The organism is Novosphingobium aquae (genome assembly GCF_037572715.1).
Lineage (GTDB): Bacteria > Pseudomonadota > Alphaproteobacteria > Sphingomonadales > Sphingomonadaceae > Novosphingobium > Novosphingobium aquae.
On record NZ_JBBHJY010000001.1, the window covers coordinates 113,618 to 128,242 of the forward strand.

15 protein-coding genes are annotated in these 14,625 nt (G+C 63.2%); 11 read left to right on the plus strand and 4 right to left on the minus strand.

Annotated elements, in window-relative coordinates; genetic code table 11:
• Positions 1-47: 47 nt before the first annotated feature.
• From secY to WG900_RS00665, 8 genes are all read left to right on the plus strand, one after another.
• The gene (gene secY / locus WG900_RS00630; protein ID WP_339963961.1) at positions 48-1,397 is read left to right on the plus strand and encodes a preprotein translocase subunit SecY; all 1,350 of its coding nucleotides are present in this window, start codon (positions 48-50) and stop codon (positions 1,395-1,397) included.
• A 30-nt stretch (positions 1,398-1,427) separates the two neighbouring features.
• Entirely contained in the window at positions 1,428-2,075 is a 648-nt protein-coding gene (locus tag WG900_RS00635; protein WP_339963962.1) for an adenylate kinase, read from the plus strand.
• 70 nt (positions 2,076-2,145) lie between these two features.
• Positions 2,146-2,916, plus strand: a complete 771-nt coding sequence (locus tag WG900_RS00640; RefSeq protein WP_339963963.1) for an SRPBCC family protein — start codon at positions 2,146-2,148, stop codon at positions 2,914-2,916.
• A gap of 302 nt (positions 2,917-3,218) precedes the next feature.
• Positions 3,219-3,587: a 30S ribosomal protein S13 gene (gene rpsM / locus WG900_RS00645; protein WP_310531497.1), complete on the plus strand. Its 369-nt coding sequence runs from the start codon at positions 3,219-3,221 to the stop codon at positions 3,585-3,587.
• A 57-nt stretch (positions 3,588-3,644) separates the two neighbouring features.
• Entirely contained in the window at positions 3,645-4,034 is a 390-nt protein-coding gene (gene rpsK, locus WG900_RS00650; protein WP_058736858.1) for a 30S ribosomal protein S11, read from the plus strand.
• A 104-nt stretch (positions 4,035-4,138) separates the two neighbouring features.
• Complete coding sequence (locus tag WG900_RS00655; protein WP_310531501.1) at positions 4,139-5,200, plus strand: DNA-directed RNA polymerase subunit alpha; 1,062 nt, start codon at positions 4,139-4,141, stop codon at positions 5,198-5,200.
• 111 nt (positions 5,201-5,311) lie between these two features.
• Positions 5,312-5,731 (plus strand): 50S ribosomal protein L17, encoded by a 420-nt coding sequence (rplQ, locus tag WG900_RS00660; protein WP_339963964.1) that lies wholly within the window; start codon positions 5,312-5,314, stop codon positions 5,729-5,731.
• A gap of 96 nt (positions 5,732-5,827) precedes the next feature.
• On the plus strand, positions 5,828-8,113 hold the full coding sequence (locus WG900_RS00665; protein WP_339963965.1) for a prolyl oligopeptidase family serine peptidase: 2,286 nt from the start codon (positions 5,828-5,830) through the stop codon (positions 8,111-8,113).
• Here WG900_RS00665 and WG900_RS00670 read toward each other — a convergent pair.
• Positions 8,103-8,864, minus strand: coding sequence for a sterol desaturase family protein (locus WG900_RS00670; protein WP_339963966.1), 762 nt, complete (start codon positions 8,862-8,864; stop codon positions 8,103-8,105). The two genes, WG900_RS00665 and WG900_RS00670, sit on opposite strands and share 11 nt — an antisense overlap.
• Positions 8,865-9,037: 173 nt before the next feature.
• Here WG900_RS00670 and WG900_RS00675 point away from each other — a divergent pair, with 173 nt between their 5' ends.
• Positions 9,038-9,637, plus strand: a complete 600-nt coding sequence (locus tag WG900_RS00675) for a hypothetical protein (protein WP_339963967.1) — start codon at positions 9,038-9,040, stop codon at positions 9,635-9,637.
• Between the two features lie 66 nt (positions 9,638-9,703).
• On the opposite strand, the gene rnhA is transcribed toward WG900_RS00675, so the two are convergent.
• From rnhA to ispH, 3 genes are read right to left on the minus strand one after another with little or no spacing between them, the layout of a single operon-like run.
• Entirely contained in the window at positions 9,704-10,138 is a 435-nt protein-coding gene (gene rnhA / locus WG900_RS00680) for a ribonuclease HI (RefSeq protein ID WP_339963969.1), read from the minus strand.
• Positions 10,135-11,112 carry a homoserine kinase gene (gene thrB, locus WG900_RS00685; protein ID WP_339963970.1) on the minus strand — a complete coding sequence of 326 codons (978 nt, stop codon included), beginning with the start codon at positions 11,110-11,112 and terminating at the stop codon, positions 10,135-10,137. The genes rnhA and thrB overlap by 4 nt, the downstream gene beginning before the upstream one ends.
• Positions 11,113-11,116: 4 nt before the next feature.
• Positions 11,117-12,088 carry a 4-hydroxy-3-methylbut-2-enyl diphosphate reductase gene (gene ispH, locus WG900_RS00690; RefSeq protein WP_339963971.1) on the minus strand — a complete coding sequence of 324 codons (972 nt, stop codon included), beginning with the start codon at positions 12,086-12,088 and terminating at the stop codon, positions 11,117-11,119.
• A 71-nt stretch (positions 12,089-12,159) separates the two neighbouring features.
• On the opposite strand from ispH, the gene WG900_RS00695 reads away from it, so the two are divergent.
• Entirely contained in the window at positions 12,160-12,810 is a 651-nt protein-coding gene (locus WG900_RS00695) for a hypothetical protein (protein ID WP_339963972.1), read from the plus strand.
• A 58-nt stretch (positions 12,811-12,868) separates the two neighbouring features.
• Positions 12,869-14,614 carry an arginine--tRNA ligase gene (gene argS / locus WG900_RS00700; RefSeq protein WP_339963974.1) on the plus strand — a complete coding sequence of 582 codons (1,746 nt, stop codon included), beginning with the start codon at positions 12,869-12,871 and terminating at the stop codon, positions 14,612-14,614.
• Positions 14,615-14,625: the final 11 nt, after the last annotated feature.

The following is a 14,625-nucleotide window of genomic DNA, read 5'->3' on the forward strand; positions in this document are numbered from 1 at the left end:
CCTGAATGGCGATCCGCTGCGGATCCACAGCAAGGCTTTATTCCCCGATGGCATCACGCGCCGATAACGTTGCGAGCACTCTGAACCTCGCCAATTTTTCCAAGGCCACCGAGCTGAAGAACCGCATCTGGTTCACGCTGGCGGCGCTTGTCGTATTCCGCTTCCTCAGCTTCGTGCCGCTTCCCGGCATTGACCCGATCAAGCTGCAGAACTTCATGGACCGCAATTCGGGCGGCATCCTGGACTTCTTCAATATGTTCTCGGGCGGGGCGCTGGAACGCTATTCGCTGATAGCACTCGGCGTGATGCCTTACATCACCGCCTCGATTGTCGTTCAGCTCGCCGCATCGCTGCATCCCTCGCTCGCCGCCCTGAAGAAGGAAGGCGAAAGCGGACGTCGCAAACTCAATCAATACAGCCGTTACGGCGCTGTCGCGCTCGCTCTTGTGCAGGGCTATGCCGCGCTCAAGAACGCCGCGACACAGGGTTTTGCGGTCGATCCGGGTCCGCTGTTTTACATTGCCGGCCTGATCTCGTTGGTCGGTGGCACCATGTTCCTGCTGTGGCTGGGTGAACAGATCACCTCGCGCGGTATCGGTAATGGCACTTCGCTGATCATCATGGCCGGCATTGTCGCCGGTATGCCGACCTTCGCCGCCAACCTGTTCGAAGGTGGCCGCACCGGCTCGATCAGTGGCACGACGATTGCCCTGCTGCTCATCATCCTGGTCGCCATGGTGCTGTTCATCTGCTTCATGGAGCGCGCCACCCGGCGGCTGCTGATCCAGTATCCCAAGCGAGCGACCCAGCGCGGCATGATGCAGGCGGATCGCAGCCACCTGCCGCTCAAGCTCAACACCTCGGGCGTCATCCCGCCGATCTTCGCCAGCTCGCTGCTGCTTCTGCCGCTGACGATCACGCAGTTCGCCGGTAACTCGCTGTCGACCGATTCCACGATGGGTTCGATCCTCGTCGCGGTGAACAACTACCTTGGCCACGGCAAGCCGGCCTACATGGCGCTCTATGCGGCCGGGATCATCTTCTTCAGCTTCTTCTACACGGCTGTCGTGTTCAATCCCGAAGAGACTTCGGAGAACCTGAAGCGCAACGGCGGCTTCATCCCAGGCATCCGTCCGGGCAAGAACACCGCGACCTATCTCGATTATGTCCTGACGCGTATCACCGTGATTGGCGCGGCCTATCTCACGATCGTCTGCCTGTTCCCAGAATGGATCATTGCCCAGACCGGCGTTACGGCTTCGTTCTTTGGCGGCACGTCATTACTCATCGTGGTCAACGTGACTGTGGATACCATTACTCAGATTCAGTCACACTTGCTGGCACATCAGTATGGTGACCTGATCAAGAAGGCGAAACTCAAGGGACGCATGCGCTGAAAAGGCGCGCGCCATCGGGGGAATGAACGCGTGAACATCATCCTGCTTGGACCGCCGGGGGCGGGCAAGGGTACCCAGTCCCAGCGGCTCGTTGAACGGCATGGCATGCGCCAGCTGTCGACCGGCGACATGCTGCGCGCTGCCGTAAAGGCGGGCACGCCCGTCGGGCTCCAGGCGAAAGCCGTGATGGAGCGCGGCGAGCTGGTCTCGGACGCAATCGTCTCGGCGCTGATCGGCGAAGAGCTCGATTCGATGGGGGCCGATGCCGGCGCGATCTTCGATGGTTATCCGCGTACCGCCGCTCAGGCCGAGGCGCTCGATGCGATCCTCGCGCAGCGCGGCCGCACGCTTGACCATGTGATCGAACTCGACGTGAACGAGGACGCTCTGGTCGAACGCATCACTGGACGCTTCACCTGCGCATCGTGCGGCAAGGGCTATCACGACAAGTTTGAGCAGCCGCGCATCCCGGGCACCTGCGACAAGTGCGGCTCGACCGAATTCAAGCGCCGCCCTGATGACAACGAGGAAACCGTGCGCACGCGCATGGGCGAATACCGCGCCAAGACCGCGCCGATCCTGCCGATCTATGACGCGCGTGGCATCGTCTCGCGGGTCAATGGCATGGCGGAACTCGAGCATGTTACCGCGGCCATCGAAAAGGCCCTCGGCTTCTGACTCTGACCTTGCCGGGGGCTTGCGGCCTCCGCGCATTTGATTAGCATCGTCTCCGACAGGGAGATTATCGATGCGACTTTTGCCCACCATGCTGACGGCCTTGCCGATGGCCTTTCTTGCCATTCCGGCGAGCGCCGAAGTGGTGGCGAGCAGTGAAGCTGGCTTCGTTATCCGCCTGACCGAGGAAGTTACCGCCACCCCGCAGGAAAGCTGGAAGGTTTTGTTGACCCCCGGGGAATGGTGGTCCGGCGAGCATACCTATTCGGGCGATGCCAAGAACCTCTACCTAGATGCCCAGGCGACGGGCTGTTTCTGCGAGAAGCTGCTGCGCCCCAAGGATGCGCCCGAAGATCAGCGCAATGGCTCGATCGAGCACATGCACATTGTCTATGCCGAACCGAACCGCGTGCTGCGGTTGACCGGCGGACTGGGCCCGCTGCAATCGGAAGCTGTCCACGGCACTCTGACCATGACCTTCAAGGCGGTGCCTGGCGGCACCCGGATCCTGTGGGAATATGTCGTCGGCGGCTATATGCGCTACAAGACCGACAAGATTGGGCCGGTCGTCGACAAGGTGATGGCCGAACAGCTCCGGCGTCTCGGTGCAAAGCTTGGTTCAAAGACGCCGGCCGCACCCTCGTCCAAGAAGGCGGATATCGACGAAGCCGCGCCTGCCGATGCACCTGCGGGGGAAGGGGATACCGGTGCGGTTTCGCTCGGCAGTGATGTCGCGGCTGACTTTGATGCCTCGCTCAAGCCAGCGGCCAAGCCGAAGGCTGTGGTCAAGCCCTTGCGCAAGCCTGCGACGAAACCTGCGGCAAAGAAGCCAGCCGGCGACTAGGGCGGGGCAGCAACCACCATTGGGGTTTTGACGTAGGCCTCCGGCAGCGGTATGAGGGCAGGGCAAGCAGCGCCCCGGCACCGTCAGGTGACCGGCCGGCTTCGCACTTGCAAGGCGTTGACAGGCGGGCCGAATCGGCCTAAGCGCGCCGTTCACTCGACAAAAACGGGTCAGTCCGGAAGGTAGCCGCCTGCGTGCGCGCCGACCCGGCTTTTCGCGTTTATGCCGAAGTGAAGCGTTGAGATGGTGGACGCCGCATCCTTGCGGATCAGGCTAACCCACTGTGGAGCATGGAGAATTAAGTGGCTCGTATTGCCGGGGTAAACATCCCCACCAACAAGCGCGTTATCATCGCGCTCACCTACATTCACGGTATCGGACCCTTCAAGGCGAAGCAGATCGTCGACAAGCTGGGCATCGATCACAGCCGCCGGGTTGCCGATCTGAACGATCAGGAAGTCCTGCACATCCGTGAATCGATCGACGCTGAACACACTGTCGAGGGTGACCTCCGCCGTGAAACGTCGATGAACATCAAGCGGCTCATGGATCTGGCTTGCTATCGCGGCCTGCGTCACCGCAAGGGACTTCCGGTCCGCGGCCAGCGCACGCACACCAACGCCCGTACCCGCAAGGGCAAGGCCAAGCCGATCGCCGGCAAGAAGAAGTAAGCCGGTCCTGCAAAGGACCTGGCTTCCCTTCCTTGATATTCGAGTAGGAAACGAAAAATGGCACGCGAACCCCAGCGCATTAAGCGCCGCGAGCGGAAAAACATCTCCAGCGGCATCGCGCATGTGAACGCCAGCTTCAACAATACCATGGTCACCATCACTGATGCCCAGGGCAATGCGATCTCGTGGTCGTCAGCCGGCATGATGGGCTTCAAGGGCAGCCGCAAGTCGACGCCTTATGCCGCGCAGGTCGCTGCAGACGATGCCGGCAAGAAGGCCGCCGAACACGGCGTTCGCACCCTTGAGGTTGAGGTCAAGGGCCCCGGTTCGGGCCGCGAAAGCGCGCTCCGTGCCCTGCAGGCTGTTGGTTTCACGATCACCTCGATCCGTGACGTGACGCCGATCCCGCACAATGGCGTGCGTCCTTCCAAGCGTCGCCGCGTCTGATCCGCTTTTGCGCGGCGGCTTCGGTCGCCGCGTTTCAGGATCGGCCGCGGACCCATTTGGGGAAACGGCCGTCCCGCCAGAGAACAAACCCATAGGGGAAGTCCATGTCCGTCAATATCAAGAACTGGCAGGAACTGAAGAAGCCCAACAGCCTCGAAATCAAGCCGGGCAATGACCCGAAGCGCAAGGCGACTTTCGTTGCCGAGCCGCTTGAGCGTGGTTTCGGCCTGACGCTGGGCAATGCCCTGCGCCGCGTGCTGCTCTCCTCGCTGCAGGGCGCCGCGATTACCTCGATCAAGATCGAGAACGTCCTTCACGAATTCTCGTCGCTTGCCGGCGTTCGCGAAGACGTGACCGACATCGTGCTCAACGTGAAGCAGATCGCGCTGCGGATGCAGGGCGAAGGCCCGAAGCGTCTCCAGCTTTCGGCAACCGGCCCCGCCGAAGTCACCGCCGGTGACATCGCGGTGACGGGCGACATCGAAGTGATGAACAAGGATCTCGTGATCTGCCATCTCGACGAAGGCGCGACGCTGAACATGGAACTGACCGCCGACACCGGCAAGGGCTATGTCCCCGCCGTGTCGAACCGTCCGATCGATGCGCCCATCGGCCTGATCCCGGTCGATTCACTCTATTCGCCGGTTCGCCAGGTCAGCTACAAGGTCGACAACGCCCGTATCGGCCAGGAGCTTGACTACGACAAGCTGAGCCTGACGGTCGATACCGACGGCACCATCACCCCGGAAGACGCCGTGGCCTATGCCGCGCGCATCCTTCAGGACCAGCTGGCGCTGTTCGTCCACTTCGAAGACGTGGCCCCGATCGGCCAGTCGCCGATGATCGGCATGGCGGCTTCGGCCCCGTCCGACGAAGGCGATACCAACCAGCTCAACCGTTACCTTCTCAAGAAGGTCGACGAGCTGGAGCTGTCGGTCCGTTCGGCAAACTGCCTCAAGAACGACAACATCATCTACATCGGCGACCTGGTCCAGAAGACCGAGGCCGAGATGCTCCGCACGCCGAACTTCGGCCGCAAGTCGCTCAACGAGATCAAGGAAGTCCTGAGCTCGATGGGTCTGCGCCTCGGCATGGACATCCCTGGCTGGCCGCCGGAAAACATCGAGGAAATGGCCAAGAAGCTCGAACAAGAGTTGCTGGGTTAATCCAGAAGATTTCCCTCCCGGTACGCCGGGAGGTTGGGTGGAGGCGGCGGCCCAAAACGTCGCCTGGACCGGGGTACCTGATCCGGCCCCCTTACGAACGGAGTACAACAAATGCGTCATAAGGTAGGCCATCGCAAGCTTAACCGCACCTCGTCACATCGTATCGCGATGCTGCGCAACATGGCGGCGGCGCTGATCAAGCACGAGCAGATCACCACCGGAATTGCCAAGGCCCGCGAACTCGCACCCTATGTTGAAAAGCTGATCACGCTGGGCAAGCGTGGCGGGCTTTCCAACCGTCGTCTGGCTCATGCCCGGCTGTTGGACGAGACGCAGGAGCGCAAGCTGTTTGAAGTTCTGGCAGCCCGTTATGCAGACCGCTCCGGTGGCTATACCCGCGTGATCAAGGCCGGCTTCCGCGCTTCGGACGCTGCCCCGATTGCCGTGATCGAACTGGTTGATCGCGACGTCACTGCCAAGGGCCAGGATTCGGGCCCGGTGATGGTTGACGAAGACTTCGAAGAGGCTTGATCTTTTGAGCCCCGCTCAGGTGGGGTTTCAGCCAAGATTGCAAAAGCGGTTGCGGGTGTTAGGTCACTCGCAGCCGCTTTTTTGCATGTGAGAAAGATGATCGCCGCCTTGGGTCGCTGCCGGTTGATTGTTGTCCTGCTGCTGCTGGGACTGCCAGCAGGCGCGCCATCCGCTGCCTTCGCCGCTGGTCCATCCGCGCCGCAATATCCCGCAACGCCGCGCGTCGATGTGGTCGAAACCCAGTTCGGCGAGGCGATTGCCGATCCCTATCGCTGGCTGGAAAACGACGTTCGCACGGACAAGGCTGTCGCAGGCTGGGTAGAGCAGCAGAACGCCGCGACCGACGCTTATCTGGCCAAGCTGCCGCAGCGTGAATGGTTCACCCGCCGCATCCGCGAACTGATGGACTACGAACGCTTCGGCCTGCCGCAGAAGGCCGGAGGGCGCTATTTCTACACGCGCAATTCAGGCCTGCAGAACCAGTCGCAACTGTTTGTCCGCAAGGGGCTGGCGGGCAAGCCGCGCCTGCTGATCGATCCCAACACCTGGGCCAGCGACGGCGCGACGGCGCTTGATGACTGGGCACCGTCGCGTGATGGCAAGCTGGTGGCCTATGCGGTGCAGGACGCCGGCTCGGACTGGCGCACGATCCGGGTGCGCGACACGAAATCGGGCAAGGATCTGGCCGACGAACTGCAATGGGTGAAATTCTCCGCCATCGCGTGGATCGGCTCCGAGGGCTTTCTTTACTCGCGCTTCCCCGCTCCGCGCGATGGCGCGCAGTTTCAGGAAGCGAGCCGGGGCCAGGCGGTCTATTTCCACCGCATCGGCACGCCGCAATCGGCCGACGAGCGGGTCTATGCCACCCCGGACCGCCCCGAACTGAACCACCGCGCCCGGGTGACGTGGGACGGCCGCTGGGCGGTGATCACCACCTCGCAGGGCACCGACAGCAAATTCGAACTGCACGCCATCGCGCTGGCCGGACAACTGCGGGGCAGGCTCTCCGCATCGATGCAGCGCGATTGGGCCGCGGTGGAACTGGTGGGCGGGCTCGACGATAACTGGCGGCTGATCGAGGGCGTGGGCGACAGCCTGTGGTTCGTCACCAATGCCGGGGCGGCGAAGGGCAAAGTGGTGCGGGCCGATCTCGACCGGTTTATCCCGCCGGGGCGCAAGAACGGGCACACGCCCTCGCTCGGCTGCGGCCCAGTCGATGGCGAGCCATGCGGCACGGAAGATGACCCGCCCTGGACCTTCCACGATGTCGTGCCCGAGCGTGTGGATACGCTCACGCGCGGCCAGATCGTCGGTGACCGGCTGCTGCTGTCCTTCCTCAAGGACGCATCGACCCGCGCGGAAATGCTCTCGCTGGATGGCAAGCCGGTGCAGGCGATCCGGCTGAGCGCAATCGGCACGGCATCGGGCTTTTCCGGGCGGCCCGGCGATGCCGAGACGTTCTATACCTTTGCCAGCTTCAACCAGCCCCCGGCAGTTTTCCGTTTCGACAGCCGCACCGGGAAATCGCTGCCCTTCGCCGTGCCCAGGGTGTCATTCGACCCGGCGGACTACGAAGTGGAGCAGCGGACCTTCACCTCACGCGATGGCACACGGGTGCCGATGTTCCTCGTCCGCAAGCGGGGAATCGCGCAGGCGGGGAGGGCGGTGCCGACGCTGCTCTATGGCTATGGCGGCTTCGATGTGTCGCAAGTGCCTTCGTTCTCGGCCGTGAGGATGGCCTGGCTTGAGGCGGGCGGTGCCTTTGCGCTCGCCAACCTCCGCGGCGGCGGTGAGCTCGGCAAGGTCTGGCACGAGGCTGGACGGCTGGCGAACAAGCAGAACGTCTTCGATGATTTCATCGCGGCGGGCGAATACCTGATCGCGCGGGGCGTGACCCCGAAGAACAGCCTTGTCATTCAGGGCGGATCGAACGGCGGCTTGTTGGTCGGCGCCGTGGTCAACCAGCGACCGGACCTGTTCGCCGCCGCCGTGCCGCAGGTCGGCGTGATGGACATGCTGCGCTTCGATCGCTTTACCGCCGGACGCTATTGGGTGGACGATTACGGCTATCCGTCCAAGGAGGCGGACTGGCGGGTGCTGCGCGCCTATTCGCCGTATCACAACCTGAAGGCGGGGGTGGCCTATCCGCCGGTTCTGGTGACCACCGCCGATACCGATGACCGCGTGGTACCGGCCCATTCGTTCAAATATGCTGCCGCCTTGCAGGCCGCCAACCCCGGCGGCAAACCGCACCTGATCCGCATCGAAACGCGCGCCGGGCACGGCTCGGGCAAGCCGACCGACAAGGTCATCGAGGAAGGTGCGGATATTCTGGGGTTCCTGTCCGCGTGGAGCGGACTGGAGGTCGATCCTAGGCCGTAGCGGTCGTGGTGGCTGGGGCTTCGGCCTCAACCTCGTCGACGCGGCCTTCGAAGTGCGGCCACGATAGCAGTTCGCGGAATGAGCGCGGAGTGGTGGCCTGTCCGGTCGGCGGCCAGCCGTCGGGGCGGCGATAGGTGCCGAAGATCACGTCGAACACCGGGAACAGCGCCGCGAAGTTCGAATCGAAGTGTTCGGGCAGCTTCGAATGATGACGGCGGTGATAGGCGGGGCTGTTCAGCGCCCAAGACAGGCGGCCGAAGTTGACCTTGAGGTTCGCGTGAATGAAATAGTTGTACAGCGACACCACGGCATATCCGACCAGCACCGAATGGGTTGGCTCGATGATCATGAACGACAGCGGCCAGATGGTAAACGACTTGAAGAACTGGTCGCCCCAGAAGTGACGATTGGTCGTCAGCGCACACATTTCCGGATCGGAATGGTGCAGCGAATGCATCCGCCACAGGAACGGCACGCGGTGCTGGGCATAGTGGAAGGCATATTCCACCCCATCGCGCACGAACAGGAAGATCAGGAAGCCTGCCCAATAGGGAAGCTCCTTTGCGTCGATCAGCGCGCCGCCGGTCCATTCCGGCACGAAAACCAGAAACAACATGCCGGCGAAAAAGCTGATCAGCCACGCCTGAATGTTGCGTATCCAGTCCAGAGGCCCCGGATTGAGACGCTTTTCAAGCAGGGTGATCCCGCCGATCAGCGCAATCTGGGCCATGAGGAAGTACAATGCGAGCATGGGGTTTTCCAGTAACCGCAAAGGGTTAACGTTTGGTGCCAAGCCTCGTTCATGTTTCCGGCCATTTTTATGAATATTACCTGTCAGGCGGGTTCAGCCTCGCATCACCCGCGATTCGGTAGTTCAGCGTCATCGGACGGGAATCGACCTGTCCACGTGACGAGGATCGAGACATGAAGACCATTTCAAAAGCACTGGCCAAGGGCGCAGTTGCCACTTTCGTGGCTGGCGCAATGGTGGCTTCGGCAGCGGCTCCAGCCGCCGCGCGTGACCATCGCGATCGTGATGGCATCAGCGCAGGCGAGGTAATTGCCGGTGCAGTCATTCTTGGCGGGATCGCCGCCGTTGCTTCGGCTTCCAGCCGGGACCGCGGCTATGACTATAACTATGGCCGCGCTGGCTATGACCCGCGTTATCGGGGTTACGACAACCGTGGCTATGACAACCGTTACGGCAACCCGCGCCAGGCGATCGAACTCTGCGTTCGCACCGCCGAACGCGATGCCAGCCGGTATTCCTATGGCCGCGCCGACGTAACCGACATCCGCGATGTCGATTACAACAACCGTGGCTACACGGTGAAGGGCCGCATCGCCGTCAACTCGAACGGTCGGGATTGGCGCAATGGCGACAACCGCTATGGCCGGGGCTGGGGTAATGACTACCGCGGCTGGAACGACAACCTGCGCGGCTACGACAGCGGTTCGTTCAAGTGCAAGGTCGAATACGGCCGCGTCGTCGACATCGACTACAGCGGTATCCGCGGCCTCTGAGCCCCCTCAGAAGTCGCTGAGCAAGGCCCCCGTCTCGCAAGAGGCGGGGGTTCTTTTTGTTTGGAATTACCTCGCAGCGTCGGCCGCGTCGCTGGCCAGCTTGTCTGCCCGCTCATTCTCAGGGTGGCCGTCGTGGCCCTTGACCCAGATCCATTCGATACGGTGCGGGCGGGTGGCTTCGATCAGTTCGATCCACTGGTCGGAATTGGCTACGGGCTTCTTGGCCGCATTGCGCCAGCCGTTCTTCTGCCAGCCGTAAATCCACTTGGTGATGCCGTCGATGACATAGCGGCTGTCAGTGTGGAGATGCACCCGGCACGGCTCTTTAAGCGCGCCGAGGGCATTGATCACAGCGGCGAGTTCCATGCGGTTGTTGGTCGTCGCCTTGTCGCTACCGGACATTTCCTTTTCATGGTGTCCCATGCGCAGGATCGCGCCCCAGCCGCCGGGACCGGGATTGCCCTTGCAGGCGCCGTCGGTGAAAATCTCGACCTGCTTCACGCGAAGATGCCAGCGTTCGCCGGGTCGGCATAGAATTGCAGGCGGCGGGCAAAGGCCATCGGATCCTTGCGGGTAACCAGCGCATCGCCCGGCGTGTTGAGCCAGTCATAGGCGCGGGTGGCGAGGAAGCGCAGCGCAGCACCGCGCGCCAGGAGGGGGAGGGCTGCTTGTTCCGCCGCTGAAAGCATGCGGACCGAGCGGTAGCCAGCGAGCAGCGCGCGCGACAGTTCCGGCGAGAACGTGGTACCTGACGCGTCAAAGCACCAAGCTGCGTGAGTTACCGCGATGTCGTAAGCAAACATGTCAGTGCAGGCGAAATAGAAGTCGATCAGGCCGGTGACTTCGTCGCCCAGCATCAGCACGTTATCGGGAAACAGGTCCGCATGGATCACGCCGCTGGGCAGGTCGGATGGCCATGCCGCGACCGTCTCCGGCAGGCTCTGGTCAACGATCGCCGCCAGCGCGGGATCGATCGAGGCGAGGCCTGCCTCTCCGCAGGCGCCAAGCAGCTCCTGCCAGCTCGCCGGCCCCATGCCGTTGGCGCGGGCGCTGGCGAAATCAGCGGCGGCGAGGTGGACCCGCGCGAGCGCCGCGCCAACCGCTTCGGCCTGTCCCGCAGTCGGCTTGCTTACCGATACGCCGGGGAGGAATTCGATCAGCGCCACCGCCTTGCCTTCGATCAACTGGTAGGCCTGTCCTTGCCGGTCGTGGATCGTCGCCGGAACCGGGCAGCCCTTGGCTGATAGGTGATCAAGCAGGCCGAGGAAGAACGGCAGGTCCGCCACCTCGGTGCGCTGCTCATACATCGTCAGGATGAAGCGAGCGCCCCTTCCATCTGCGCCGGTCGTATCGATCAGCCAGTTGGAATTGGACACGCCCTCGGCAATGCCCTTGGCCGAAACCAGTACGCCGACATCGAAGGTAGCGATCAGCGCGGCGAGCTGTTCGGCGCCAAGGCTGGTATAGACCGCCACGGCCTCAGCCTTCCGTCAGCTGGCGGGGCAGCTTGAAGATCATCTTTTCCTCGGCAGTGACGACCGTTTCCTCAACCAGCGGCCGGAGCGCGGCCAGCCGGTCAACCACTTCGCGCACCAGTTCTTCCGGCGCAGAGGCACCGGCGGTGAGGCCGACGGTGTTGACGCCGTCCAGCCATGCCGGATCGATCTCGCCCCCGCGTTGCAGCAGCCTTGCAGGGGTGCCGCAGCGTTCCGCAACCTCAACCAGTCGCACCGAGTTGGAGCTGTTGGGCGCGCCGATCACCAGCACCAGATCGCAATCGGGCGCGATCTGCTTGACCGCTGCCTGCCGGTTCGACGTGGCATAGCAGATGTCCTCTGCCTTCGGCCCGGCGATCTGCGGATAGCGCTGGCGTAGAGCCTCCACCACGGCGGCGGTATCGTCCACCGACAGCGTCGTCTGGGTGAGGAAGGCGAGCGGGGCATCATCGGCAAAGGTCAGCGATTCGACGTCGGCAACCGTCTCGACCAGCGTGATTTCGCCTTCGGGAACCTGGCCCAGCGTGCCGATCACTTCGGGATGGCCGCGGTGGCCGATGAACACGATGTGCCGCCCGGCCTCGATCTGGCGTTCTGCCTGGCGGTGGACCTTGCTGACCAGCGGGCAGGTGGCATCGAGCCATTGCAGGCCGCGCTCCGTGGCCTCTGTCGGCACCGATTTCGGCACGCCGTGCGCGCTGAAGATCACCGGCACGCCGTCCGGCACTTCGTCCAGCTCTTCAACGAAAATCGCGCCCTTGGCCTTCAGGCTATCGACCACGAAGCGGTTGTGGACGATCTCGTGCCGGACATAGACCGGCGGGCCATAGCGCTTGAGCGCCAGCTCGACGATGTCGATTGCGCGGTCCACGCCGGCGCAAAAGCCACGCGGGGCGGCAATGATGAGGCGAAGGGGGGCGGTGCCCTTTGGCGTCCCGGATAATGCGGCGTTCATTTCGTGCCCACTAGCGCTTCGTGCGGCCAGCCGCTAGGGCGGCAAAACGATTTTAAAGGAACCGGATTGCGATGACTGCCCGCACGCGCCTGATTGCCGCCACTGCCCTTGTTGCCGCGCTTGCCGGATGCCGCAGCACCGGTGACATCGTTGTCGATGAAGGCGTAGGCATCACGGCGGTCCGCACGGCCTGCCCGGCGGTCGGCATTCCCGACTTTACCGGCGATGTCACCCTGTTCCGCACCCCCGGCGCGACTGACGCCGGATCGATCGACGTCACCGCCGCGATGACCAACCTGCGCACCCAGTGCAACGAGGCCGGCGCCAAGGTCTATTCGACCTCGACTTTCGACGTGCTTGGCCGCCGCAGCGACGTGCGCGGCGCGCGCACTGTGCAGATTCCCTATTTCGTCACCGTCCTGCGCGGCCGTTCGGCAGTCATCTCCAAGCGCGTCGGCACGGTTACGCTGAACTTCGCTGACGGACAGGAACGCGCCCAGGCACGCGGCCAGGCATCGGCCTATGTCGACAAGGCCGAGGCGACCCTGCCGGCAGAGATTCGCGCCGAAATCACCCGCAAGCGCAAGGCCGGCGATTCCGACGCGGCGACCGACCCGCTGTCGCGCCCGGAAATCCGCGCCGCCGTGAACCGCGCGACGTTCGAAGTGCTGGTCGGCTTCCAGCTTGACCAGACCCAGTTGAACTATAACGCCACGCGGTGATCGGGTTCCTCCTGCGGGAGGTTCCCAAGCGCGGGCAAAACGGCTAACCGCCGCGACGATGCCCATGACCAAAACGCTCTACGCCGCCTATGCCGGCCACCTTTCCGCTGCCCTCGATGCGCTTGAGCAGGCGGGCGTGCTGCCCGCTGGCCTGCCGCGCACCAATGTGACGGTCGAGCCGCCGCGCGACACTTCGCACGGCGATCTTGCCACCAACGCCGCCATGGTGCTGGCCAAGGGTTCCGGTACCAACCCGCGCGCTCTGGCCGAGGCGCTGGTCGCCGAACTGGTCAAGGTTCCCGGCATCACCAGCGCCGAGATTGCCGGTCCCGGCTTCATCAACCTGCGGCTGGCCGATGGCGCGTGGATCGACGAACTGCGCGCGATTGCGGCGCTGGGCGCAGACTATGGCCGCTCCAACCTTGGCGGCGGATCGACGGTGAACGTCGAATACGTTTCGGCCAACCCGACCGGCCCGATGCACATGGGCCATTGCCGCGGCGCAGTGGTGGGCGATGCGCTGGCCACACTGCTCGAATGGTCGGGCCACAAGGTCATCCGCGAATACTACGTCAACGATGCTGGCGCGCAGGTCGATGTGCTCGCCCGCTCGGCGCACGTCCGTTACCGCGAAGCGCTGGGTGAGACCGTCGGTGAAATTCCCGAGGGGCTTTATCCGGGCGAATACCTGATCCCAGCGGGACTAGCACTCGCCGCCGAATTCGGCGACAAATACGCCGCCGCTCCCGAAAGCGAGTGGCTGGTGCTATTCCGCACCCGTGCGGTCGCGGCGATGCTGGCGATGATCAAGGACGATCTCGCCCTGCTCGGTATCCATCACGATCTGTTTTCCTCGGAAGCCGAACTGCAGGCCGCCAGAAAGCCGGAAGAGGCGGAGAAGTGGCTGCGCGCGCAGGACCTTGTCTATGACGGCCAGCTCGAAGCGCCCAAGGGCAAGACGATCGAGGACTGGGAGCCGGTCGAACTGCCGCTGTTCCGCTCGACGAAATTTGGTGACGATCAGGACCGCCCGATCAAGAAGTCGTCTGGCGAATGGACCTATTTCGGCGCTGATCTCGCTTACCACTTCCAGAAGGCCCAGAGCGCCGACGCGCTCGTCGACATCTGGGGCGCTGACCACGCCGGCACGGTGAAGCGGATCAAGGCCGCCGTCGCCGCCATGACCGGGGCCAAGGGCAAGCCGACCCCGTTCGAGGTCAAGCTGGTCCAGATGGTCCAACTGATGAAGGGCGGTCAGCCGTTCAAGATGTCAAAGCGGTCGGGCAATTTCGTCACGCTAGCTGATGTCGTCGAAATGGTGGGCAAGGACGTCGTCCGCTTCACCATGCTGACCCGCAAGCCCGACGCCCAGATGGACTTCGACTTCGACAAGGTGGTCGAGGCATCAAAGGACAACCCGGTGTTCTACGTGCAATATGCCCACGCGCGTATCCGCAGCAATCTGCGCAAGGGGGCGGAAGCCGGCATCGCGCCTTCGGACGAGCATCTCGACCTGCTCGGGGCTGAGGAAATGGAGCTGCTCAAGGTCGCAGCGCAGTTCCCGCGGCTGGTCGAATCCGCCGCCGTGGCGCGCGAACCGCACCGGATCGCCTTCTATCTCTATGACCTCGCCGGTGCGTTCCATTCGTTCTACAATGTCGGCAATGACCGCCCCGAAAAGCGGTTCATAGTGATACAGGATCAAGCGGTTACAAGCGCGAGGCTTTTCCTTGCCGCACAAATCGGGCAACTTGTCCGCAACGGGCTCGCCATCCTTGGCGTGGAAGCCGTCGAAGAGATGTAACTGCTGCCCCG

Excerpts from the sequence above, each read along its gene's own strand:
- ispH (WP_339963971.1), bottom strand. The coding sequence starts at position 12,088 with ATGAACGCCGCATTATCCGGGACGCCAAAGGGCACCGCCCCCCTTCGC.
- WG900_RS00655 (WP_310531501.1), top strand. The coding sequence starts at position 4,139 with ATGTCCGTCAATATCAAGAACTGGCAGGAACTGAAGAAGCCCAACAGC.
- secY (WP_339963961.1), top strand. The coding sequence starts at position 48 with ATGGCATCACGCGCCGATAACGTTGCGAGCACTCTGAACCTCGCCAAT.
- rplQ (WP_339963964.1), top strand. The coding sequence starts at position 5,312 with ATGCGTCATAAGGTAGGCCATCGCAAGCTTAACCGCACCTCGTCACAT.
- WG900_RS00665 (WP_339963965.1), top strand. The coding sequence starts at position 5,828 with ATGATCGCCGCCTTGGGTCGCTGCCGGTTGATTGTTGTCCTGCTGCTG.
- WG900_RS00670 (WP_339963966.1), bottom strand. The coding sequence starts at position 8,864 with ATGCTCGCATTGTACTTCCTCATGGCCCAGATTGCGCTGATCGGCGGG.
- WG900_RS00695 (WP_339963972.1), top strand. The coding sequence starts at position 12,160 with ATGACTGCCCGCACGCGCCTGATTGCCGCCACTGCCCTTGTTGCCGCG.
- argS (WP_339963974.1), top strand. The coding sequence starts at position 12,869 with ATGCCCATGACCAAAACGCTCTACGCCGCCTATGCCGGCCACCTTTCC.
- WG900_RS00675 (WP_339963967.1), top strand. The coding sequence starts at position 9,038 with ATGAAGACCATTTCAAAAGCACTGGCCAAGGGCGCAGTTGCCACTTTC.
- rpsK (WP_058736858.1), top strand. The coding sequence starts at position 3,645 with ATGGCACGCGAACCCCAGCGCATTAAGCGCCGCGAGCGGAAAAACATC.
- WG900_RS00640 (WP_339963963.1), top strand. The coding sequence starts at position 2,146 with ATGCGACTTTTGCCCACCATGCTGACGGCCTTGCCGATGGCCTTTCTT.